The following is a 23,152-nucleotide window of genomic DNA, read 5'->3' on the forward strand; positions in this document are numbered from 1 at the left end:
TTATGATAAACAAATAACGGCATAAAGACCCGAAATCAGATAACTCTTAGAGAGACAGGTGCAAATCGAGGCCGTGGTGAAGCACTAAAAAGGCAAACAAACCAAGCCAGAGTATATCGACAAAGTGCCAGTAGAGCGAAATTAATCTGATTTTTAACCAGTTGGGGGGATTGACGCTGTAGACAAACGAGTCGACGTAGAGTCGACGGCGCATCGCTTCTACGAGGAGAATGGCCAGAAAAATAAGGCCGATCAGAATGTGCAGCAGGTGAATACCAGAGATGATGTAGACAAACCCACCGGCAGGGTTGCCCTCCAGTTGAACGCCCATCCGGGTCATCTGGCGCCATCCCCAGGCCTGGAGGATAACAAACAGAACGCCAAGCCCGAAGGTAGTGGCAATGTTGACGCGGTAATTACTGAAACGCTCGTGGCGGAATGACTGGATAGCGTTTTTCAGAGTCAGGCTACTTAGCAAAATAACCCCGGTGCTAACCAGAAATACATTGGGTAGCTTCGTGGCCATCCAGTCCGGCCCCGTTTGGCGAACTACGTAAGCCACCAGCAATATGGTGAATAGAAACACACTACTTGCGATGCCTAACCAAACCATAAAGCGGAACGGCTCCCGCCGTTTCGTTATCATATTACTCATAGGGTAGGTTCGTAGTTTGTCATCCGGAATCAGCAATTTTTTAGCAGGGCCAAACGACAAACACCAATCTATTTCATAGCCTCCCTTCCCAAACGCGGTAAGATGAAAATTGGTTTGTTCTGGTTATTGGCGCATTGAAAATACCGTACACGGTTGAGCCTGACCCGCTCATACTGGCGTAAACAGCACCCGCTTCATAAAGTTGCTGTTTGATCTGTCCAAGAAGCGGATACTTCGGAAACAGACTGTCTTCAAAATCATTGCGAATGATTTCAGGCCACTCTTCAATAGAAGCCGCCAGTTGCTCGTTTAACGAAACGTTGGTTGTGTAGGGTTTTATGCCAGCGTACGCTTCTGCCGTAGAAATGGCCAGGTTGGGATAAACGAGCAAGATATGGTAACCACTCAGGTCAACGCCTGTTTCCGAGAAGACATCACCTTTTCCGGTACAGTACAGAGGTCGATTCTGGATGAAAAACGCGCAATCACTCCCGAGCAGCCGAGCGTAATTTTCCAATTGCTCCGTACTGAGTTGTACGTTAAACCGGCTGTTCAGGAGGGTCAACGTAAAGGCGGCATCGGCCGATCCACCACCCAGACCAGCCCCGATCGGCACAATTTTATGGAGATGCATCTGGACAGGCGGTAAATCGAAGTCGGCTTTCAGCAGATTATACGCTTTCACGCACAGGTTCTGATCCAGACTGCCGGGTATTGACAGGCCACTGTCCGTAAAACGAAAGTCAGCAGCGGGGATTATTTCCAGAATATCGCCCCATTTGACCGGATAAAAGCACGATTCCAGGTTATGAAAACCATCAGACCGTTTTCCGGTGATCCGCAGACCAATGTTGATTTTACAGGTAGGAAAAGTTAGCAAGGGTGACAAGTAGTGAATGATGACTAATAGCAGACCAGCGCATTGCTGACAGGTGCTCAACGCTTCGAGCAAAAGTATCATTCATCACTCACAACACCACTTACTTTATCTCAACCACCCGAAATTCCGTACGGCGGTTACGCTGGTGCTCGGCATCGGTGCAAATGACGCCGTCGGTACAGTTATTCACCAACTGCGATTCGCCCATTCCCAGTGTAGACATACGCCTACGACTTATACCCTTGGATACCAAATAGTTGGCAACTGCCTTGGCTCGCTGCAATGACAAAACTCGATTGTGTTCAGCATCGCCCCGGCTGTCGGTATGCGAACGGATTTCGATTACCAGTGATGGATATTTCCGCATCGTGACCACAACTTTATCCAGTTCGCGGGCGGCATCGTTACGCAGACTAAATCGGTCGAGATCGTAGTAAATATTATCAATCGTTACAACGTCGCCAACGCTCAGCATGCGCAGATCGGCCGAGAGTTCTTTTGGCTTCGTCTTCTTGGGCAATCGTCTGATCCGGTTTGTGTTTGTTCCGAATGCGGGCTTGGAGGCAATCAGTGTGTAATCGCACCCCTCTACAACATTGAACGTATAACGGCCATCGGGGCCGGTCACGTACTCGCGCAGGGACCGATTGCATTCGTTGCGAAGACGAACCGTTACTCCGTCTATCGGTTTACGATCCCGGGCACTCATCACCACACCGCTTATCCGAGACTGGGTCAATGGCCCGGGGTTAGTATTTTCCGTCGCAATGGTATCCATGATGACGGTTGGCTTGATGAGCCCAATTTCCAGTCGGCTGGGCTGATCGTCGGTCAGGGAAGTCGTGGTAAAACCAACGGTACTGTTGATGTAGCCATCCCGGCTGGCCTGAAACGTAAAGGCATTGTTTCCTTCCAGACAGATTCGCATGAATCCATTGGCGTCGCTGACCAACGTACGATCAGGCCGACCTTCACCCCGCGATTTTATTAATACCGTTACACTATCCAGCGGCTGTTCTGAATTGGTATCATACAGGCGGATGGTCAGGTCGCGGCACCCAAACAGCGAACTTTCCCGCACAAAACGATAAATATCATCGTTGCCTTCGCGTCGGTTGCTACTGAAATACCCGCCTAGCCGATTGGCATCGGTAATGAAACCAAAATCATCCTGCGCTGAATTGATGGGCGCATCGAGATGCTCCACCGTTTGGGCCGTTACTCCGTTGGTCAGCCTGGAAAAAAATATATCTAATGCACCAAGGCCTTTGCGGCCATCCGACGAAAAATAGATATTTCCGGCATCATCAACGAAGGGAAATAACTCGTTGCCTCTTGTGTTGATGGTTTCACCGAGATTGACCGGGCGGCTCCAGCGACCATTTTGGTACCGGCTCACATAAATATCCGTGCCACCAAAACCACCCGGCATATCGGAAGCAAAGTAGAGGAACTGCTCATCACGGCTCCACGTAGGGTGGCCAACCGAATACTCATCGCTGTTGAAGGGCAATTCGTCGATGTTCGTCCAGGAGCCATTCTGCTGGGTTGCCGTGTACAGTTTAAGTTTGTTTACACCGGTACTGCTTTGACTAGCCCGACCATTATTGTAATTGTTACGCGTGAAAATGATGCGCGATCCGTCTCGCGAGAAAGTAGCCGGGCCCTCGTGGTATTTCGTATTAAGCGTTTTGCTAAACCGTTTTGCCGGATCCACAGTCCGTTCTTCGTAGCCCAGCCCTTCCGAAATATTGATACCCTCATAGAAATTTGGTACCGTACGCGAGTCGTTAGCCGTAGGGCGGGAGTAGTTATCCTGTCCCACCACATATTGAGTTCTGGAGCGGGTATCCGGCGCTTTACTGATGCTGCCGTCCGCATTAATGATGCTGCTTACCTGAAGGTTATTTCGGTTCGGCGCATAAAACAAATCCAGATAACCGGAGCCACCTCCACCACCCGTCGTTTCAATGGTTGCCCCCCCCTTTTTTCCCGCTACGTACACAAGGCCATCCTGGTAAAATGCCGGACTAAACTCTTCACCCGGTGAATTCAGGGCCAGGTACTCAAGCCGGTAGCGTACGGGCTCTTTTCTTGCGCCAGCCACCGGCCCCGTTGGCATGGCCCGCTGAGGTTGTTTCGCTTTTATCTGAAGGTAGCGCTCGTACTGCTTTTGTCCTTCCTGAAGCTTACCGTTTTTGACCAATGTCTGGGCAAACTCCAGTATTTGCTGTGGCGTCTCTTCAGCACTGTTCTCTGCCGCTTTCCGATAGAATCGCTCTGCCTTCTGCGTATCACCCACTCGCTGGTAAGCCGATGCCAGGCCACTTTGTATCGCGAACCGCTGTGTATTGGTAAGTTTAGCATCATGCTCGTTCAGGAGTTCTGAGTAAGCTTCAATGGCACGACCATACGCTTTATAGCTAAGCAATCGGTCGGCCTGTTGCAATAGAGAGTCTGTCTGAGCCCAGGCTGTTATTGAGCTTAGCCACTGCAACCCTCCTAAAATCACTATCTTCCAGTTCTTATTCATTAGTAACGTTGTGCCATGCCGTTAAGGCGCTATGCTCATAGTTAATCGACCAAACGATTTTATCTGAAAATCATTGCTGTACGCTGTCAGATCAGAACCATAAACCCCTTTACCCAAGATTATTACTTAACCGAAGCTGGGGCAACGGTATCCATCGAGCCAATCTTCGTTAATCGCTTTTAGACAAATGTTTCAGTCGGCTATGCTATTCCGCTCGTTTCCGCAACGGATCATTCTGTGTACGAAACGACTTCCCTTACTATAGACTACTAATCACGTCGTTAGGTCATCAACTAAGTGTCGAATAACGTATTTATTGTTGATTACGTCGGTGGTGCATCGGCAGCTATCTGCCCAGTAAATGCTATAATACGTTTCCCCTTCCGACGTGTCTATCGTTTTACCTCTATCGCCGTAACCTCCGGTTTGACTCGTTGTGTTCAAACAACCATCTATCGTACGATAAATTCATTGACAGTACGTACAATCGTCTGGCTTTTGACCTGTTCATACACAAAAAGTGCCTAATAAATTATTACCACATTGACTATTTTCACATACAACTAGTTACCAAAGTTTTTATTTAATAAATGTATCGTCGTACGGAAATGATGATTACGTCATCGTAAGTCGAATATCATGCCAAGCCTATACTTTTTTGATGCAGATTGGTACTAGCGATACTTTTTTGTATAATCATACTACTACTTATGCCAGATTTCCCCAATATATGCTTGCCAGGTTCGGCCAGAAGAAAACCGCGGTTTCGTCATAAATCATGCCAATGTTTTAATACTCTTTAATAACTCATATGCTTTATCATATACAACAAGTTATTTTTATAAGTAAAATGTAAATAAAACGACTATTGTTTGCCTTTACCTGATCATTGGGAAGATCGGTTATTAGGGTCAGAAAGTGTGAAGATCTGATCGATGGATTGGGGGAGCTCGTTGCGGTTATGGGTCACAAACAGGATTGTTTTGTCGATGAAGCTGTCGATTAATTTTCTTGCCCGTTCCACATGACGGGCATCAATTGCCTGAAATGGCTCATCCAGCAATAACACGGGTGCGTTTTTCAGGAAAGCCCGGGTCAGCAATACCAGCCGCTGCTCACCCGCCGATAAAGTCCCGAAAGGCCGGGTAATGGTATGAGCCAGACCAAAGTAAGAGAGCAGACTAAGCAGATCAGCTTCGGTTTCAGCCAGCACCCGAGCGGGCGGGGTAAGGGTATCTGTCATGCCGGTGAGAGCCACCTGCCGTACCGATAAATGCTGGGGAAAATAGAGGTGCAACTCGGGTGATACAAACCCAATTCGTCGCTTAACATCCCAGATACTTTCACCGGATTTACCCCGCCGATGCCCAAATACGCTGACCTGGTTGGCGTACGCCTGCGGATGATCACCATAGAGCAAACCCAGGAGCACTGACTTTCCGGCACCATTTTGCCCAAACAAAGCCCATCGCTCGCCCGCCTGAACAACCCAGTTGACATTATCCAGTATTACCGTATCGCCGTAGCGAACCGTGATATCGTGTAGCCGAAATGCCTCGGCAAAATCCGTCCGTTGTGGTTTTGTTTGTAGAACGGGTACATCAGCCAACTCTGTTTCGGGCTGGTATACTGGCTGGTAGTCTTTTACCGGTCCCGCCCACTGAAGTTGCCCCTCACCCATCAGGGCGAGGTGCGTGGCAAACGGCGGAATATCGTCCGATTCAGTCACCAGTACAATCGACAGGCCGTGATGCACCAGTTCGCCCAGCCAACTGGTCAGCTCCATCCGAAAGGTAGCGTCCAGACCCACAAAGGGATTGTCCAGTAACAAGACCGTTGGCTGTTGCAATAAGGCTTTACCAATGCGCGCTTTCCGGGTTTGTCCATTGGAAAGTTTGATGAAGGATCGGTCTAACAACGGTAACAGCCCTAAACGGTCAAGGAGTGCCGTTGCTTCCGGAGATGGGGAGAATTGTAGAAAGTCACGCAGCAGCGGGATCGCCGTGTACCCGGCATCGCTCCCTTCGGCGTTGTCGCTCATGGTTGCCTGATACCGTTGCTGGTAAAAATAGCTGCCGTATGAAAATCGGCTGGACTGTTCCTTGAACGAAACAAATTCGGTAGTTACCCGACGGGTCAGGGTTCCTGGAGGAGCTGGAAACTGACCGGCCAGTGCTTGCAGAAATGTCGTTTTACCGCTTCCTGTTGGCCCTGTAACGCACCAGCATTCACCCGATTGGAGTTGAAACGTAAGATCACGTACTATAGAAATACCACCACGACGGACGGTTAATGCATTCAGGCTAAGTAAGGGAGTTTGTTCAAGCATAAAAAATCAGGGCCACACCTTTGCAAAGGTATGACCCTGATTACTTCTTGATGCGATCACAGCCCTATTTTTCGGGAGGTGTCGATGTTGTTGTTGGTGTTGTGGTTGCAGGCGTCGTCGTTGTCGAATTTCTGCCGCTTCTCGTACGACGGCTGTTGTTACCTGTCGAACCTGAGTTGGTGCGATCGGTTGTACCAGTCGTGCCTGAGTTCATTGTACCAGTGCTGGTACCCGAGCCCATAGTTCCTGTACCTGTACCATATGTGCTTGTACCGCTACCCGTGGTAGAACCAGTTCCGCTTGTACCCATTGTGGTACCGTTGGTTGTCGTTCCTGTTGTTTGCGTCTGGTTCGAATTGGTTGGTTGCGTCTGGTATGAACCTGATGTTGTACCCGTAGTACCCATCGTACCGTTCCCGGTTGTTCCCATGGTACCAGTTGTTCCTGTCGTGCCGTTTGTACCCATGGTACCTGTGCCCGTAGTCCCTGTCGTACCGGTTCCGGTGGTACCCATGGTACCTGTACCCGTCGTTCCTGTTGTTGTACCAGTCGTACCCATCGAACCTGAGTTCGTTGTTTGTGCTGCTGCGTTCAGGGCCATGCCAGCTACTAGCATCCAGCCCATAATCATTACTTTTTTCATCGTTGAGTTATGTTTTTTCGACTAGTTTACCGTATAGTCTATGGTATAACTCAACTAATTGTCAAGTGTTTATTTTTTTTATCTTTTTTTTCTACTGTTTATCTACGCCGTTAAATGAGAAGCGGGTGATAATCAGTAACTGAGTACTGTTCATCACCCGCTTTATCAATTAATCAAGACTTACAAGGTACCCTTCTTCATCTCTTTTACGGCGAAATCGGCAGCACGGGCCGTTAACGCCATGTAAGTTAGCGAAGGGTTAACGCACGATGCCGATGTCATACAAGCACCATCGGTGTTGAATACGTTCTTTACTGTATGCAGCTGGTTATGCGCATTCAGCACCGACGTTTTCGGATCCCGACCCATTCGGGCGGTTCCCATCTCGTGAATACCGATACCGGGGTTTTTCGATTCGTCGTTGTAGGCTGTCACGTTTTTCAGGCCAGCCGCTTCGAGCATTTCTGCCGCATCGTTCATCATATCGATACGCATCTTCTTTTCGTTCTCGCCGTAGGCTGCGTCGAACACGATCAGCGGAAGTCCCCATTTGTCTTTCTGATCGGGCGAAAGAGTCATGCGGTTATCCGGATTGGCGATCATCTCCCCGAAGCCACCCAGGCTCATTGTCCATCCGCCGGGTTCAGACAGGCTATCTTTGAAATCAGCGCCGAACCCATCGATGCCATTACCCCGGTTCCAGCCACCACGACCGGCACCGCCCTGGTAACCAAACCCACGAACGTAATCGCGCTTGTCGTTATGCCAGTTCCGGTAGCGGGGAATGTAAACACCATTGGCCCGACGACCGTAGTAGTACTGATCTTCCATGCCCTCAAATGTGCCGGCAGCACCAGCAGCCAAGTGGTGGTCCATGATGTTACGTCCGAGTTGATCGGAATCGTTACCCATGCCATTCGGGAAGCGGTGCGACTTCGAGTTCATCAAAATGGATGTACTGGCGAAAGCCGATGCGTTCAGGAAGATAATCCGGGCAAAATACTCCCGAACTTCTTTCGTATTCTGATCAATGACCCGCACCCCGGTTGCTTTATTTTTCTTCTCATCGAAGATCACTTCCGAAACGATCGAATCAGGACGTAAGGTCAGCTTGCCTGTTTTCATGGCCGCTGGCAACGTTCCCGACTGCGTGCTGAAGTAGGCACCGTAAGGACATCCCCGCATACACTGGTTACGGAATTGACAAGCCGCCCGACCAAGATCGTAATGAATTTGTTTGGGTGCCGTTAAGTGGGCTGTACGACCCATTGTAACCATACGCGCGGGAAACGCTTTTTCAATGCGCTTTTTCGCTTCCTTTTCCAGGCAATTCATCTGCATAGCTGGCTGGTAATTGCCGTCGGGCAACACATCCAGACCATCCTTACTACCCGATACGCCAACGAAGGTTTCTACGCGATCGTACCAGGGAGCTATGTCTTCATACCGAATTGGCCAGTCGACACCGATGCCCTCTTTGCCATTCGCCATGAAATCTTCTTTGTTCCAGCGGTAACTTTGCCGACCCCACATCAGCGACCGTCCGCCTACGTGGTACCCTCGAATCCAGTCTACTTTCCGTTTTTCGAGGTAGGGATTCTCTTTATCGTTCTCGAAGAAATGACGCCACTCTTCATTGGCCGTATAACCGGTCCGCATGTTGGCCCAGTATTCTTCGGCAGCCATCGTCGTGACACGACCCCGGTGCGGAAAATCCCATGGGTTGTTGGTAGCAGTCGGGTATCCTTCGATGTGCTTCACATCCCGGCCCCGTTCCAGCATTAATACGCGTAATCCTTTCTCGGTAAGTTCTTTAGCAGCCCAGCCGCCAGAAATACCCGATCCTACGACGATAGCGTCGTAAGTCATATCTTTTTTTGCGTCTATATTGAGATTCATGTCTTTTTAAGGAGTGAAGAGTAAGGAGTGAGAAGATAGGAGCTATCCAGAGGCATGTTGTATGCGCCAGCAACTCCGCTCTTCCCGCTCCTCGCTCCTGATTACAATATTATATAGCCCACGCCTTCTGACCTGGTTTTAGCGTAACACAACCATCATACCGGCCAGGAACCGCTACATATTCGAGCGCCTGCGTAGCACCGACCTCCGATGTGAAATAGCCCGTCATGGTGAGGTCTTTCAGGATCATGAAGAACGGTGTGTATCGTTTTTTGGATTCCGGCATTTGCAGGTCGGCCTGGGCGTTTTCTACTTTGGCAGCTGCTTTCGCGGTATTCATTTGCGCCAGTTCCTGCTTGGCAGAGGCCTGCAACTTTTTCACAATCTCGATCCGTTGGGTTGGATCAAGTTGCACGAACGCTTTGCTATACGTATCCTGGCTCAGTTTGTTGGTCTGGGTCAGGCCTTCCACGAATCGCTTCTGATCATCAGCTTTGTAACAGTCTTTCAGCATCAGATCAATAAATTCATTCACCTTGGCGGCTTTGGCACCGGGTGTCTTCGTTGTCGGAATTATGGTTTCAGCCAGTTCAGCAACGGTCGCATCCTGATCGGCCGTCAAGAAAAGTGGCTTGCCCGTCAGGGCGCGCCGGGCAGCCGAAGCTTCGAGCGTTTCGGCCAGAGCGGGCAACGACATTGTTGTGCCAGCCAGCATGGCCACCCGCATGAGGGCGTCTCTTCTGTTCATGTGCGTAAAGCGAAATTAGACTTTCAAATAGAACGATGTAAGGAAGTACAAATGTATAAAAATCAAGGATTGTATTGTGCGATTTGGGGACGCAGTTTTGGCGAATGACCCTATTTAGAATAAGGCTACAGACTACTGAGCGATCAGGCTGGTCGGTAACCGGGAATAGAGCCACTGACCAGCCTGATTTTCGGTCGGATCAGCCCCGTTGTGCAAGCCTTCTACGGACGAATACCTTATTTTGAAGGCTACAGCACGCCCAGTTCCTGAACCGCCAGCCAGCTCATCAAGCCAGCGCCCGTTTCCAGAGCCGCTTCGTCAATATCAAACGTTGGGGTATGAACGCCCGATACAATACCACGAGCCTCGTTCCGGGTGCCAAGCCGGTAAAAACACGAATCGACTACCTGCGAATAAAAGGCGAAGTCCTCGCCCGCCATCCATAAATCAAGGTCAACGACATTGTCGGCACCCATGTACTCGACGGCCTGCGAACGAACCCGCCGGGTTAACTCAGGGTGATTTTTCAGGAACGGATAACCGTGAACGACGGTAAATTCGCAGGAGCCGCCCATGGCTTCGGCAATGCCTTCGGCCAGCTTGACCATGCGCTTTTTTCCTTCTTCGCGCCACTCTTCGTTCATGCACCGAAATGTACCCTGAATGGTAACCTCGTTGGGAATCACATTCGTAACACCATCGGCAATGAATCGACCAAACGACAACACCGACGGGCTGGCGGGGGGACGATTGCGGCTGATGATCTGCTGCAGAGCCACAATAATGTGCGAGGCAATCAGAACCGGGTCAACCAGGTTGTCGGGCATGGCCGCGTGGCCGCCTTTACCCCGTACAGTCATGTAAATCTCATCTGTACTGGCCATGTACATTCCCTCGCGAAAACCGATTTTCCCCACTGGAATATTAGGCGCTACGTGCTGACCGATCATGCTGACTGGAGCCGGGTTTTCCAGAACGCCTTCTTTGATCATGAGAGAGGCCCCACCGGGAGCTTTTTCTTCGCCCGGCTGAAAGACCAGCTTCACTGTTCCATCGAACTGATCACGCAATACGTGCAAAATGCGGGCAACCCCCAACAAACTGGCCGTATGCGCATCGTGCCCACAGGCGTGCATGACCCCGTCAACGGTAGATTTGTAGGGTACGTCGTTGGCTTCGTGAATGGGCAACGCATCCATATCGGCCCGCAACGCAACCACTTTCGACCCGGCGCTTCTACGGCCTTCAATAAGCGCAACCAGGCCCGTGTCGGCCACCCCTTCCTGCGGAGTTATACCAATCGCTTTGAGCTGATCGGCCACAAAACGAGCCGTGTTTCGTTCCTGAAAAGACAGTTCGGGATGCGCGTGTAAGTGTCGACGTGTCTGGACAATATCGGACGCGTATTGGTGAGCAAGAGATTTTATGGAATCGAGCATAGATAATGCGGCTGGAAAGCCACGTTTAAAAGCCGGTTACCAGGACTAAAAAGCCGGGCTACTGTACTGTCATAAACTGATAATCGCTGATAACCGTTTCCAGAAAGACCCGATCGGGTAAATCACTTTGAAGGCCGGTTACCTGCTTAATTTTATCGGTAGTGCGTTTGATAACCCAGTCATCTCCCTGGTGAAGTGACTGGCGAACGATGCTTATGTCCCGGTCCGACAGCATACGCACATCCGGAAACTGCAGGACGTAATTGGCCGGCAACGGTCGAATCAGGACATCCTCCAGTGAAACCGCCGGCTTCAGTTTTACAACCGTAGTACCAGCCGCAATGTCGCCCAGTCGCTGGCCTTTGCCATTCACGGCTACGGTAATGATGGGCACTACGCCACCCAGGAAAGCGACCGATTCGACAATTCGTAACAGCCAGCGGAGTAAATAAGCACCCAGACCGGGCTGCGAGCCATCCAGCATAACAACCCGGATACCCATGGCTATTTTTCCGATGCTGCGACCATTCAGGAACCATTCGGACAGCAGATCGTAGAGCGCAACGGGAAATAGCCCAACGAAGCTATAAAAGGTACCCGGAGTCAGGTTCAGCCGGGCCGGGAGGCCGAATACCAGCAGTACCCAGCCGAAAATAACCAGATAATCGAGCATGGCACCCAGAATCCGGTCGCCCACACTGGCAGGATCATACGCTAACGAAACGTTTTGGGAAGTGCGGATTGTAACAGACATCGTATAAATAAAAACCAGACCGTCAGGCGGCTAAAAATCAAAAGTCGTCAGTACGACTTTGAGGTCAAAATATTTAGGCAAAAGAGGCTTAAGTCTTTCTTAAAACAGAATTTTACCTCAACTTAACATACTTTACCACGATTTTTCAATGCTCACCGGCCTGGCTTATGCGCGAAGCTCTTTTTGTTAAACGAAACACCGACAAATGGCGCGAGATGGAGCAGAATCCAACGCGTGATCCGGATGAACTGACGGCCCGGTTTGTCGAGCTGACCGATGATCTGGCCTACTCCCAAACCTTTTACCCTGACTCGAACGTAACACGTTACCTCAACGGGTTGGCGGCTCAGATGCACCGGGGCCTTATGCAGAATCGACGCGATGACCGAAACCGGTTTATAACCTTCTGGGTGTATGAGTTACCGCTGCTTTTCCGGCAGTCGCACCGATTGCTGGCTATCTCGGCCGGTATTTTTCTGGTGGCGGGTATTCTGGGCTGGGTATCGGCGGCCCACGACAACACGTTCGTACAGCTCATTTTAGGCGATCGATACGTGAACATGACGCTCGAAAACATCAAAAAAGGCGATCCACTGGGGGTTTATAACAGCAGCGGCCAATCGACCATGTTTGTCCAGATTACGCTGAACAACATCTATGTGGCATTCCGAACGTTCATATTCGGGCTGTTCGCGTCCTTTGGCACCATGGCGATGCTGTTTTACAATGGCGTCATGCTGGGTGCCTTTCAACATTTCTTCTACGAACGCGGTCTCCTCCTCGACTCTATCCTCAAAATCTGGATTCATGGCACGCTCGAAATCTCCGCCATTATCATTGCCGGATGCGCGGGCCTGACCGTTGGCAACAGCTTGTTGTTTCCAGGTACTTACTCGCGGTTGACCTCGTTCAAACGGGGGATCAAGCAGGGGCTTAAAATCGCCATCGGCCTTGTTCCGGTCTTTGTTATGGCGGGTTTTCTGGAAAGTTTTGTCACCCGATTAACCTTGCCGCCCCTGGCCAGCGGGGCAATAATCCTGACGTCGGCCGCTTTCATTATTTGGTATTTTATTCTGTATCCTATCTCCCTAAACCGTAATCGACAACCATGATTCAACTCTTCGAGCAACGCGATTTTGGCAACAAGATCAACGCAACATTCCAGTATCTGATCCAGCACATACGCAGTCTGGGTATGGCCCTGATTTACATTGTGGGGCCGGTAGCGTTGGTGGCGGGCATTGCCACCGGCGTGATGCAATCCGATATGCTCCAGTTTGCCCGGGATTCGGGAGACATGAATAACCAGAATCCGATGGCGGTTTTTCAAATGATGACCAAGTTCATCTCACCTACCTTCTGGCTGGCTATGCTCTTTGGCGTGCTGGCAAATGTGGCGGTTATCGTGACGACCTATGCCCACATGAAAATTTACGAGAGAACCAAAAGCAACGCCATTTCTGTGGCGGACGTTTGGACGGAAGTGCAGCCCATGATCGGGCGAACCCTCCTCGTTACGATCCTCAACTCGATTATTATCGTCATTGGGTTCCTGTTTTTTTTCATTCCCGGTCTGTACGTGGCAGTCGTTCTCTCACTTTCCCTGGCAGTAACGGCCTTCGAGGATACCGATTTTGGGGTTACCTGGTCCCGTTGCTTCCAGCTTATCCGCGACAAGTGGTGGTCCACGTTTGGGTTGATCGTGGTTATGGGCATCATTGTGTCGCTTATCGGGCTTCTATTTGCCGTACCCGCCACCGTCATCGCTTTTCTGACGGGCGCCAAAATGCTTCCTGATATCTCGGTGGCGTGGCTTATTCTGGGCAACATCATCAATCTGGTGGGCCGTACTTTGCTGAATGTTGTTCTATACACGGCCATCGGCTTTCAATACACCAACCTGGTTGAACGGCAGGAAGGACGAGGCCTGATTTCGGCCATTGACTCTATTGGCACATCACCGGCTCAGCCCCGCGCAACGGATGAAGGAACGTATTGATTGTCGATTTACGCTGTGCAGCCTACGAATCGTGGGCGTTGGCCGGTATTACCTGGCTTTCGGTTGGCTATGCCTGCTACTCGTTGGTTCGCCGATGACATGGGCACAGTCAACCGACACGACAAAGGCCGTTAGTGTGCGCGACGACCGAACACCACTGCGCATACGTTATCCCGGCAACGATCACCTGCGCGACCTGCAAACCGATCATGACTACCAGTACGGAAACGACGCCCCTCCGCCCGAAAATCCATTGGCGCGGCTCTGGGCCTGGTTTCTCCGAAAAATCGGCGCTTTCCTGTCGAGCAAAGCATACGAAAACGTTTGGCAGTATGTGCTGTTGGTCGCCATTGCCGGGGTTGCCATCTATTTGCTGCTGAAAGCCGAAATGCTGGGATTTCTCTTTTCAAAACGAGCGCAGTCCGTGGGGTTGGCCTATGAAAATCTGGCCGAGGACATTCACGAGATTGATTTCGACACCGCTATTGGAGAAGCCGTTGACCAGCGAAACTTTCGGCTGGCCGTGCGGCTTCTCTACCTCAAAACGATCAAGCAGTTAACTGATGCCGGACGGATCACCTACAAACCCGAAAAAACAAACCGCCACTACGTGTATGAGCTGGCAAACTCATCGCTTCAGGCTGACTTTGAACACTTGACGAGCCAGTTCGAACTCGTCTGGTACGGTGATTTCCCCATCGATGAAATGCAGTTTACGGCCTTGCGAACGGCCTTTGTCGCCTTCAACAAATCGGGGAAGCAGCAACCCATCACCTAAGCATTGACCGGTAATCCGGCACCACCGATTTTGCGAAAACCAACCAAATACTTACTCATCCTGCTTGTCACGGTAGCAGCCTACGTACTCTTCGAGTACTATCGCCCGAAACCGATCGACTGGCGGGCGACTTACGAGAATGACGATAAAATTCCATTTGGCACGCAGGCCCTGTTCGAGTTACTGCCGGATGTGATACGGCCCTCGGCGATCAAAACGACACGATTGCCAGTCTACACGCTATTTACGGAAGGGAAACTGCCTACGCCAAGCAACTACATAGCCATCTGTCAGACGTTCGACGTGGACAAGAACGATCGGGACCAACTACTGGCCTATGTCCGCCGGGGCAACAATGCTTTTATTTCAGCCTATGAACTACCCGATTCGCTGGGGATAGCCCTCGGCTTTAAAGCGACCGTAAAAGACGAATCGAAAGCGGATTCGACCTTACGGCAGAATTTTGTCAATCCCTCGTTGCATAAAGCATCGGGCTATAACTTCTTCCACGACGATGGCCGCAACTTTCTGGCTATCAAGCATCCCACATCGATTACTGTCCTAGGCCGCAACGCGCGAAAAGAGCCAGTTTTTATTCGTGTTCAATACGGGAGAGGGCAGTTTTTTATTCACAATCTGCCACTGGCCTTCACCAACTACTACGTTCTGAACCAAAAAACGACCGATTATGCGTTCAAGGCGCTCGCTTACCTGCCCGCCCGGCCAACGTACTGGGATGAGTATCAGAAACAAGGACGGTTCAGTGAAGACGAGCAGTCGATTTTCCGGTATATTCGCTCACAGCCAGCCCTCAACTGGGCTTATTATCTGGTCGCGTTTGGTCTGATTTTCTACGCAATTTTTGCGGGTAAACGGACACAACGCATTATTCCGGTTATAGAGTCCCCCAAAAATACGTCGCTCGATTTCGTGCAAACCATTGGCCGCCTGTACTTTCAGCAGGGCGATCACGAAAACCTGGCTCGTAAGAAAATCCAGTATTTTCTGGCCGACCTCCGCGAACGATATGGCCTGAATACAACTATTCTGGATAAGGAGTTTACCGAGACGCTGGCCCGAAAAAGCGGCACCCCATTAAACGAAACGACCGATTTGGTACGGATCCTGCGCGATGCCCAGAAAAGTATCTCCCTATCAGAATTTGATTTAATTACACTGAATGGAGCAATAGAAAACTTTAAACAAACCACCTGAACCTGGATGTATTTGATTTTCCTGACAGCCAGAAAATCAAATACATCCAGGTTTAGACAATTCCTATGGACTCGTTACAAACTCGCTTAGACCTTACGTCACTCACAACGGCCGTTGATGCTATCCGTGCCGAAGTAAGTAAAGTCATCGTTGGGCAACACCAAACGATTGATTTGTTATTGACGGCATTGCTCGCCGATGGCCACGTACTCATTGAGGGGGTGCCGGGTGTTGCTAAAACGCTCACCGCCAAGTTACTCGCCAAAACAATGTCGGTAGGGTTTAGCCGGATTCAGTTCACACCTGACCTGATGCCATCTGACGTACTGGGAAACTCTGTTTTCGCGCCCAAAACCGGTGACTTTGTTTTTAGACAAGGCCCCATTTTCTCCAACTTGGTTCTGATCGACGAAATAAACCGCGCGCCGGCCAAAACGCAGGCGGCTTTGTTTGAAGTCATGGAAGAACGGCAGGTAACCAACGACGGAACAACTTATCCGCTCGATGCGCCTTTTATGGTACTGGCCACCCAAAACCCCATTGAACAGGAGGGCACGTACCGACTACCCGAAGCGCAATTGGACCGATTTTTGTTTAAAATCCTGGTCGGTTACCCTACCGCAACCGAAGAAGTCGACATTTTGCGGGGAAACCATCAACGGCGAAACCTATCGGATGCACTCGATGCCGTACATGCCGTTCTGACAGCCGAGCAGCTGGCAAACCTGCGCAGTTTAGTACACCAGGTTCATGTTGAAGACAAGTTGTTCGATTACATCGCCCAGATTGTGCAGACCACCCGGGCTAGCAAATCGCTCTATCTGGGTGCGTCGCCCCGGGCGTCGGTCGCGTTGCTCAACAGCGCAAAAGCTCTTGCTACACTCAGGGGACGCGACTTTATTACGCCCGAAGACGTGCAGGAGCTGGCTCCCTCAGTACTACGCCATCGCGTGCTGCTCACACCCGAACGGGAAATGGAGGGGGGAACTGCCGATGACGTTATTGGTCAGTTGGTGCAGAAAATCGAAGTGCCCCGGTGACCCGGATGCACCGCTGGAGCGTAACTTATACAGAAAACAGCCGTATCCCGATGAAGCGAATGGCAGCCTTACTGATTTTTGCTCTGTTCGCGCCACTACTTCACGCGCAGTCACCCAGCCGTGAGCAGTTGATGGGTATCTGGATTGGCGTACATGCCGAGCGGGATGTCGATTACTTTTGCCCTTTACCGACTTACATCCAGTTGAATGCTGATAGTACCTACCGCCTTGGCCTGGTTCATGACACGAGTACGGCCTTAACTTCCTCTTGGGCTGTTACCGGCAATCGGGTTCGGTTAGACACGGTCCAGTATGCACCGGGCCGTCTGACGATACAGAACGACTTACTTCGCATTGAAACAAACACTCCGCTGGTCTTTCGTCGACTTACCTGTTTTCCCATCGATTCAGCCTTGGCCTACCAGCGTTTAGCAGGCCATAGTTGGCAATCAAACAACCTGACAGTCAGCTTATACGCTAATGGGCAGGTTAGTGTAGAAAATACAGCGACCAAAACGAAAACGGCTCATTTCTGGCATCTGGTTCAGTTCTGTTCGTCAACTTTTTTGGTTATCCGGGGAAATCAGTACAATGAAAATGGAGGGTTTAAACCACTGTGGCAGATCACAAAGCTGAGTTCAAACCAAATGCAGGCTATCGGCTGGAATGGCTGTGCCGTAACAACGGAAACGTTTCGGTTGGCTCGGGATATACCACCGGGTGAGGTATGCCGCCCCACCGAGTTTCAGCCTTGCGATAATTGTTTTTCTCAGGCATGGTATGCGAGGTCCATCAGTAGCCCTTCAAAACGATATGATCTTACGCAACTGGTCACGAAGTACTATCAACCTGTTTATCAGCCCGGACAGTCGGGCCTGGTTAAGGTTCAGTTTGTCGTTAATTGCGAAGGGGAACAGGGGCAATTGGCTATAAGGGGATTTGGCGAGGACTACTGCCCTAAATTATTCGATAGCCGAATAACGAATCAACTGCGAGCCATTTGCCAGAACCACATCGGAACGGACCCTACTTTTCGCCAACCAAAACCGACGGACCCTTCGCACGATGTATCCATTGTCATTACGTTTCGACTAACCGATGGACGTATAACCGACATTCTGCCATGAAGCTTATTTTGTTCCTCTGTCTTCTTTTTCCTGTGGCAGCCAGCGGTCAGCCCGCTGATCAACTTTTGCGGGCATCGGCATTCATGCTGGCAGACAATCGTCTTAATGAGCCAGCGTTCTCTGGCGCAACGAAGCGGCAGAAGAGCTATTTTGATACGCTGTCGGCTTCTGCCCGGCACTACCGCGATCAATCCTTCTACCACCTCTGGCAGTATAACTACGAAGAAGCTACTTCGTGGCTGGAAAAAATGAGCAATACCTACCCCAACGAACAGGGCATGATCGGGGAAGTGTATTTGAAGTACCTCAAGGATTACCCCCGTGCGATTCAGCATCTCGACGCCTACGATGCCCTGACACCCCATTTCGACGATATGATCAGCCACAGCCCTGTCAGTTACCTGCGTGGATTGGCCTATCGTGGTCTCGGCAATCATCAGAAAGCCATTGATCAGTTTTGCATAGCCATCGACTCACTCAGCCGGAAGCATGGAGCCGAATGGGTAAACTACAAACATTTCGTTAGCCGGGCGGTGAGTTACATAGCCACCGGGCAACCCGACAAAGCCCTGGCGGATCTGGCTCAAGCCACCAAAAACTTCAGCCGGAGCGCGTTGGTTGCCTATCATCGAGGGCGGGCGCTTCTGCAACTAGGCCGTACCGCCGAAGCGCGAACTGCTTTTCAGGATGCTTCATTTTTCGTTAAAGCGTTGCGGGCCCAGCGGGCGGGCGACTACCAGGAAGACGACGCTAATCCGGTTTACGAAGAAGAAATTGACGAAGCCATTAACCAGTTAAAAACCCCAACTCATTGACCTTGTTTCGCCCCCTTTTCGTCGCCACCCGCCTGTGGTTCAGCCTTGTAGCCCTGGTGCTTCTGTTTGTCGCAGCGTACGCAGTACCGATCCTTTTCCCACTGGTACAGATCGCGTTTGCCGTATTTGTGATTCTCGTCGGTCTCGACGCCTGGCTTTTGTTTCGGAAGCAGGCTAGGCAGGGCGTATTTGCTCGCCGTGAAGTGCCCGATCGCTTATCAAACGGCGATGAGAATGCCATTACGATTTATCTTGAAAACCAGTATACATTCCAGACAGATGTGGAAGTCATCGACGAAATACCGTTTCAGTTTCAACGGCGTGATATCCTGTTCAAAGCCCGCCTGAACCCGCGCGAAACACGGGCTATTCGCTATGAACTCTGGCCAACCCGACGGGGCGAGTACAGCTTCGGTGCCGTCAATGTCTTCGCCTTATCGCCCTTAGGTTTATTGAAACGGCGCTTTCAGTTCGAGCAGGGCAAACTGGTAGCCGTTTACCCATCTTATTTACAAATGCGGCAATATGAGCTCCTGGCGGCCACCAATCGACTGAGTGAGGTAGGCGTAAAGCGAATCCGACGCCTTGGGCATAGCATGGAATTCGAGCAGGTCCGCCCCTACGCCACTGGTGACGACGTCAGAACGATAAACTGGAAAGCAACTGCCCGCCGGAGTGATGCACAGGGAACATCACTGATGATCAACGCGTACCAGGACGAACGTTCGCAACCGGTTTATTGCCTGATTGACAAGGGCCGCGTGATGCAGTCACCTTTCGATGGGCTGACTTTACTGGATTATGCCATCAATGCCAGCCTGGTGTTAAGCAACATTGCGCTCCTCAAGCAGGATCGGGCGGGTATCCTGACTTTTTCGAATCAGGTCGGTCAACTTCTCACCGCCGACCGCCGTACCGGGCATATGCTCCGAATTCTGGAGTTGCTATACCGTCAGAAAACACAGTTTCTGGAAACGGATTACGAAAGCCTGTATACTAGTGTCAGAACGCACATTCGCCAGCGCAGCCTGCTGTTGCTATTCACCAATTTTGAGACAGTGACCGCCATGCATCGGCAGCTGCCCTATCTGCGCCGGTTGGCCAAAGACCATTTGCTACTCGTCATCTTCTTCGAAAACACCGAGCTTCGGAACCTCCTTAACCAATCCGCTACGGATACCGAACAGATCTATCTCAAGACCATTGGTGAGAAATTCGCGTTCGAGAAGAAGCAGATTGTGAAAGAACTGGCCCAGTATGGTATTCAAACCATTTTAACGGCACCGCAGAATTTAACCGCTAATACCGTTAACAAATACCTGGAGTTAAAAGCGCGGGCAATGATTTAAGGCCGTTTAATTAGCGCCCAGGTTGCCTTTCACGGAGTCATAGTTCGATTTCAACCGCCCCATTTCCTTCGCTAAAAACGTCTGTAACTGACGGTTGAATTCGTCTTTCTCCAAATCGGGCAGAGACTCGTACAAGTCTTTCAATTCCTGATTGATGGCGGCCCGCTCAGCATCTGTAGCCGCGTTGATCGAGCGGTAATGGTATTTTTTAAAATCGTACTGTGTCATTGTCAAAACGGATTACCCAGACAGATTTGCGTAAGTTTTAGAGAATCTACCGAGTCAGGTACAAGCAATCGGCTTCCCTTTTTTCAATCCATAAGTAAAGATACACCAACCCTATAAAAAAGAAAAAGGCCCTTTTGGTTGAAAGGGCCTCTTCACTAAGTCGTATAACACTACAATTTCTCCAGCTCGGCTCGTGCTTTTATTCGGGCCTTTTCAATCCGGGCCGAAACAAGGATACTCACTTCATACAGTAACGTAAGCGGCAGCGCCACCAGCACCTGGCTGTAAATATCAGGAGACGGCGTAATGATACCCGCCACGACCAGAATCACGATCCAGGCGTGTTTACGGTACTCGCGCATGTATTTTGGCGTCAGAACACCTACTTTAGACAATACATAGGCGATCATTGGCATTTGAAATATCAACGCGCAGCCCAATGAGAGGGTCACGAGGATGCCAATGTAAGACGTGATATCAAACTGGTTTTTAATTTCAGGCGTGATCTGAAAGTTGGCCAGAAAGTTGATGGCCAGGGGCGATACAATGAAGTAGCCAAACAGCAGCCCCATCAGAAACAGAAGAGAAACAAAGAATACCGCGCCACGAGCAGCTTCTTTTTCTACGTTCCGTAGACCAGGCTTGATAAACCGCCATATTTCCCAGAATGTATAGGGAAAGGCAAAACACAAACCAATAATGGCCGACGAGGTCATGGCCATGGTGAACTGATCGGAGACGCCAAGCGACTGTAACTCAAAATTGAGTTTTGTCACGCACAGATCCATGTAGCCCGTTGCGTTGGCCAGCTTACACATCATGCGATATGTCCAGAAATCAGGGTTTTTAGGCCCCAGAATAACGACTCTGAAGATATCGTCGATGAAGACGAAGGCAATGATCGCAAACAGAAAAACAGATCCTACAGCCCGGATAATGTGCCATCTTAGTTCTTCCAGATGGTCCAGAAAGGACATTTCCTTACCTTCAGAATCGATTTCTTCGTCAGTCAGTTGATCGAGTGGCATTGATGTAAAGAGCGAAAGAGTGAAAGAGCAAAAGAGTGAAATCAGATAAGTAACGCGAGTTTATAGCTACTCTTTCGCTCTTTCACTATTTCGCTCTTTTATCTTTAATGGGTTAACTTTTATAGAGCGGAAAGGCTTTCATCCACTCGTTGATTTCTTCCTTAACGGTTGCCAGCACAGCGGCATCATCATGGTTCATCAGCACCTTGTCGATATATACGACAATTTGCTCCATGTCCGATTCTTTCAGACCGCGGGTTGTCATGGCTGCCGTTCCGACCCGTATCCCCGAGGTGACCATCGGCGATTTATCGTCGAAAGGAACCATGTTCTTATTGATCGTGATATCGGCCTTAATAAGCGTATTTTCGGCTAATTTACCCGTCAGCCCTTTCGAACGCAGATCAATCAGCATCAGGTGATTGTCTGTACCACCCGAAATAATCTCATAGCCCCGGCTTAATAACGCATTGGCCATGGCTTGAGCGTTGGCCTTCACCTGAACTGCATAGTCATAGAAATCATCACTCAGCGCTTCCCCGAAAGCAACCGCTTTGGCCGCAATGATGTGTTCCAGCGGGCCACCCTGTGTACCCGGAAATACGCCTGAATCCAGCAGCGACGACATCATACGCGTTTCGCCTTTTACGGTTTTGATCCCGAACGGGTTCTCAAAATCATTTCGCATCATGATAATCCCCCCCCGTGTACCCCGCAGCGTTTTGTGCGTAGTTGTCGTTACGATATGGGCATGAGCCAACGGATCGTTCAGTAACCCTTTGGCAATCAGACCTGCCGGGTGCGATACATCGGCGAGCAGAAGCGCGCCAATCTCGTCGGCAATGGCCCGAAGGCGGGCGTAGTCCCAATCGCGGCTGTAGGCCGATGCGCCACAAATCAGCAGCTTGGGGCGTTCGCGCTTGGCGGTTTCTTCCACAACGTCGTAGTTGATAACACCCGTTTCGCGTTCTACGCCGTAGAAAGTCGGACGGAAATATTTACCCGAGATGTTCACGGACGACCCGTGGGTCAGGTGACCGCCGTGCGACAGATCAAAGCCCAGAATAGTATCGCCGGGGTGTAAACACGCCAGAAAGACGGCGGTGTTTGCGTTGGCTCCTGAGTGCGGCTGCACGTTTACCCAACCAGCCCCAAAAAGTTCTTTGGCCCGATCAATAGCGATTTGCTCAACCTGATCAACTACTTCGCAACCACCGTAATACCGTTTGCCGGGCAGTCCTTCAGCATATTTGTTCGTCAAAACGCTGCCAGCTGCTTCCATAACGGCAGGCGACACAAAATTTTCGGAAGCGATTAATTCAATACCCGACTCCTGCCGGTGCTGTTCTTTGGCAATCAGGTCAAATACCTGCGTATCGCGGGTGGTGGTGGCGGTCGTCATGCTACGAGCGTTTTTATCTTCGATTATGTCAATCTCGGGCGTTGCCGTTTCAAACCGGCAAACAACCAACTTATTACGTAACAAAGGTACGGCAGAAAATGGTAGGATTTGGCAGAGTCCGGGTTCTATCCCGCAAGATGAACGGCACAAAAACGATATAATTTTCACTGAAGCCGTAGAAAGCCATAGCACCGTTTATTCAGGCGTGACGTAGGCTGGCTCTTTGCCAGGTTCACTAAAGTCCAGTCGCATTACTTGCCTGGGATAACCATAAATGTTACCTGGGCTAAA

Annotated in this window: 20 protein-coding genes; 8 read left to right on the forward strand and 12 right to left on the reverse strand. The window is 50.4% G+C overall.

What is annotated here, in order from left to right; genetic code table 11:
- Positions 1-46: 46 nt before the first annotated feature.
- From ACYU87_RS15915 to ACYU87_RS15955, 9 genes are all read right to left on the reverse strand, one after another.
- Positions 47-655, reverse strand: a complete 609-nt coding sequence (locus ACYU87_RS15915; protein WP_461135067.1) for a cytochrome c oxidase subunit 3 — start codon at positions 653-655, stop codon at positions 47-49.
- A 73-nt stretch (positions 656-728) separates the two neighbouring features.
- Positions 729-1,535 carry a 4-(cytidine 5'-diphospho)-2-C-methyl-D-erythritol kinase gene (ispE, locus tag ACYU87_RS15920; RefSeq protein WP_461135068.1) on the reverse strand — a complete coding sequence of 269 codons (807 nt, stop codon included), beginning with the start codon at positions 1,533-1,535 and terminating at the stop codon, positions 729-731.
- 100 nt (positions 1,536-1,635) lie between these two features.
- Positions 1,636-4,068, reverse strand: coding sequence for an OmpA family protein (locus tag ACYU87_RS15925; RefSeq protein ID WP_461135069.1), 2,433 nt, complete (start codon positions 4,066-4,068; stop codon positions 1,636-1,638).
- Positions 4,069-4,954: 886 nt separating this feature from the next.
- The gene (locus tag ACYU87_RS15930) at positions 4,955-6,397 is read right to left on the reverse strand and encodes an ATP-binding cassette domain-containing protein (protein WP_461135070.1); all 1,443 of its coding nucleotides are present in this window, start codon (positions 6,395-6,397) and stop codon (positions 4,955-4,957) included.
- Positions 6,398-6,461: 64 nt separating this feature from the next.
- Positions 6,462-7,040, reverse strand: coding sequence for a hypothetical protein (locus ACYU87_RS15935; RefSeq protein WP_461135071.1), 579 nt, complete (start codon positions 7,038-7,040; stop codon positions 6,462-6,464).
- A gap of 180 nt (positions 7,041-7,220) precedes the next feature.
- Positions 7,221-8,939 carry a GMC oxidoreductase gene (locus ACYU87_RS15940; RefSeq protein WP_461135072.1) on the reverse strand — a complete coding sequence of 573 codons (1,719 nt, stop codon included), beginning with the start codon at positions 8,937-8,939 and terminating at the stop codon, positions 7,221-7,223.
- Between the two features lie 109 nt (positions 8,940-9,048).
- Entirely contained in the window at positions 9,049-9,687 is a 639-nt protein-coding gene (locus ACYU87_RS15945; protein ID WP_461135073.1) for a gluconate 2-dehydrogenase subunit 3 family protein, read from the reverse strand.
- A 248-nt stretch (positions 9,688-9,935) separates the two neighbouring features.
- Positions 9,936-11,126, reverse strand: coding sequence for a M20 metallopeptidase family protein (locus ACYU87_RS15950; protein WP_461135074.1), 1,191 nt, complete (start codon positions 11,124-11,126; stop codon positions 9,936-9,938).
- Positions 11,127-11,184: 58 nt separating this feature from the next.
- Positions 11,185-11,880, reverse strand: a complete 696-nt coding sequence (locus ACYU87_RS15955; protein WP_461135075.1) for an RDD family protein — start codon at positions 11,878-11,880, stop codon at positions 11,185-11,187.
- Between the two features lie 167 nt (positions 11,881-12,047).
- On the opposite strand from ACYU87_RS15955, the gene ACYU87_RS15960 reads away from it, so the two are divergent.
- The 8 genes from ACYU87_RS15960 to ACYU87_RS15995 all read left to right on the forward strand — a co-directional run bounded on the left by ACYU87_RS15960 (position 12,048) and on the right by ACYU87_RS15995 (position 20,203).
- On the forward strand, positions 12,048-12,992 hold the full coding sequence (locus ACYU87_RS15960) for a stage II sporulation protein M (RefSeq protein ID WP_461135076.1): 945 nt from the start codon (positions 12,048-12,050) through the stop codon (positions 12,990-12,992).
- A complete protein-coding gene (locus ACYU87_RS15965; RefSeq protein ID WP_461135077.1) occupies positions 12,989-13,879 on the forward strand; it encodes a hypothetical protein in 891 nt (296 codons plus the stop codon). Before ACYU87_RS15960 ends, ACYU87_RS15965 begins: the two co-directional genes overlap by 4 nt.
- Positions 13,863-14,657: a DUF4129 domain-containing protein gene (locus ACYU87_RS15970; protein WP_461135078.1), complete on the forward strand. Its 795-nt coding sequence runs from the start codon at positions 13,863-13,865 to the stop codon at positions 14,655-14,657. The genes ACYU87_RS15965 and ACYU87_RS15970 overlap by 17 nt, the downstream gene beginning before the upstream one ends.
- Before the next feature lie 30 nt (positions 14,658-14,687).
- On the forward strand, positions 14,688-15,872 hold the full coding sequence (locus tag ACYU87_RS15975; RefSeq protein WP_461135079.1) for a DUF4350 domain-containing protein: 1,185 nt from the start codon (positions 14,688-14,690) through the stop codon (positions 15,870-15,872).
- A 65-nt stretch (positions 15,873-15,937) separates the two neighbouring features.
- Positions 15,938-16,912, forward strand: coding sequence for an AAA family ATPase (locus ACYU87_RS15980; RefSeq protein ID WP_461135080.1), 975 nt, complete (start codon positions 15,938-15,940; stop codon positions 16,910-16,912).
- A gap of 59 nt (positions 16,913-16,971) precedes the next feature.
- Positions 16,972-18,039, forward strand: a complete 1,068-nt coding sequence (locus ACYU87_RS15985) for a hypothetical protein (RefSeq protein WP_461135081.1) — start codon at positions 16,972-16,974, stop codon at positions 18,037-18,039.
- Positions 18,036-18,854 (forward strand): tetratricopeptide repeat protein, encoded by an 819-nt coding sequence (locus tag ACYU87_RS15990; RefSeq protein WP_461135082.1) that lies wholly within the window; start codon positions 18,036-18,038, stop codon positions 18,852-18,854. The genes ACYU87_RS15985 and ACYU87_RS15990 overlap by 4 nt, the downstream gene beginning before the upstream one ends.
- Positions 18,851-20,203, forward strand: a complete 1,353-nt coding sequence (locus tag ACYU87_RS15995; protein ID WP_461135083.1) for a DUF58 domain-containing protein — start codon at positions 18,851-18,853, stop codon at positions 20,201-20,203. The genes ACYU87_RS15990 and ACYU87_RS15995 overlap by 4 nt, the downstream gene beginning before the upstream one ends.
- Before the next feature lie 6 nt (positions 20,204-20,209).
- Here ACYU87_RS15995 and ACYU87_RS16000 read toward each other — a convergent pair whose 3' ends face one another.
- The 3 genes from ACYU87_RS16000 to ACYU87_RS16010 form a co-directional block, all read right to left on the reverse strand.
- Positions 20,210-20,431, reverse strand: coding sequence for a hypothetical protein (locus ACYU87_RS16000; protein ID WP_461135084.1), 222 nt, complete (start codon positions 20,429-20,431; stop codon positions 20,210-20,212).
- A gap of 170 nt (positions 20,432-20,601) precedes the next feature.
- Positions 20,602-21,459 (reverse strand): twin-arginine translocase subunit TatC, encoded by an 858-nt coding sequence (tatC, locus tag ACYU87_RS16005; RefSeq protein WP_461135085.1) that lies wholly within the window; start codon positions 21,457-21,459, stop codon positions 20,602-20,604.
- Between the two features lie 112 nt (positions 21,460-21,571).
- A complete protein-coding gene (locus ACYU87_RS16010) occupies positions 21,572-22,861 on the reverse strand; it encodes a serine hydroxymethyltransferase (RefSeq protein WP_461135086.1) in 1,290 nt (429 codons plus the stop codon).
- Positions 22,862-23,152: the final 291 nt, after the last annotated feature.

The organism is Spirosoma lituiforme (assembly GCF_054776635.1).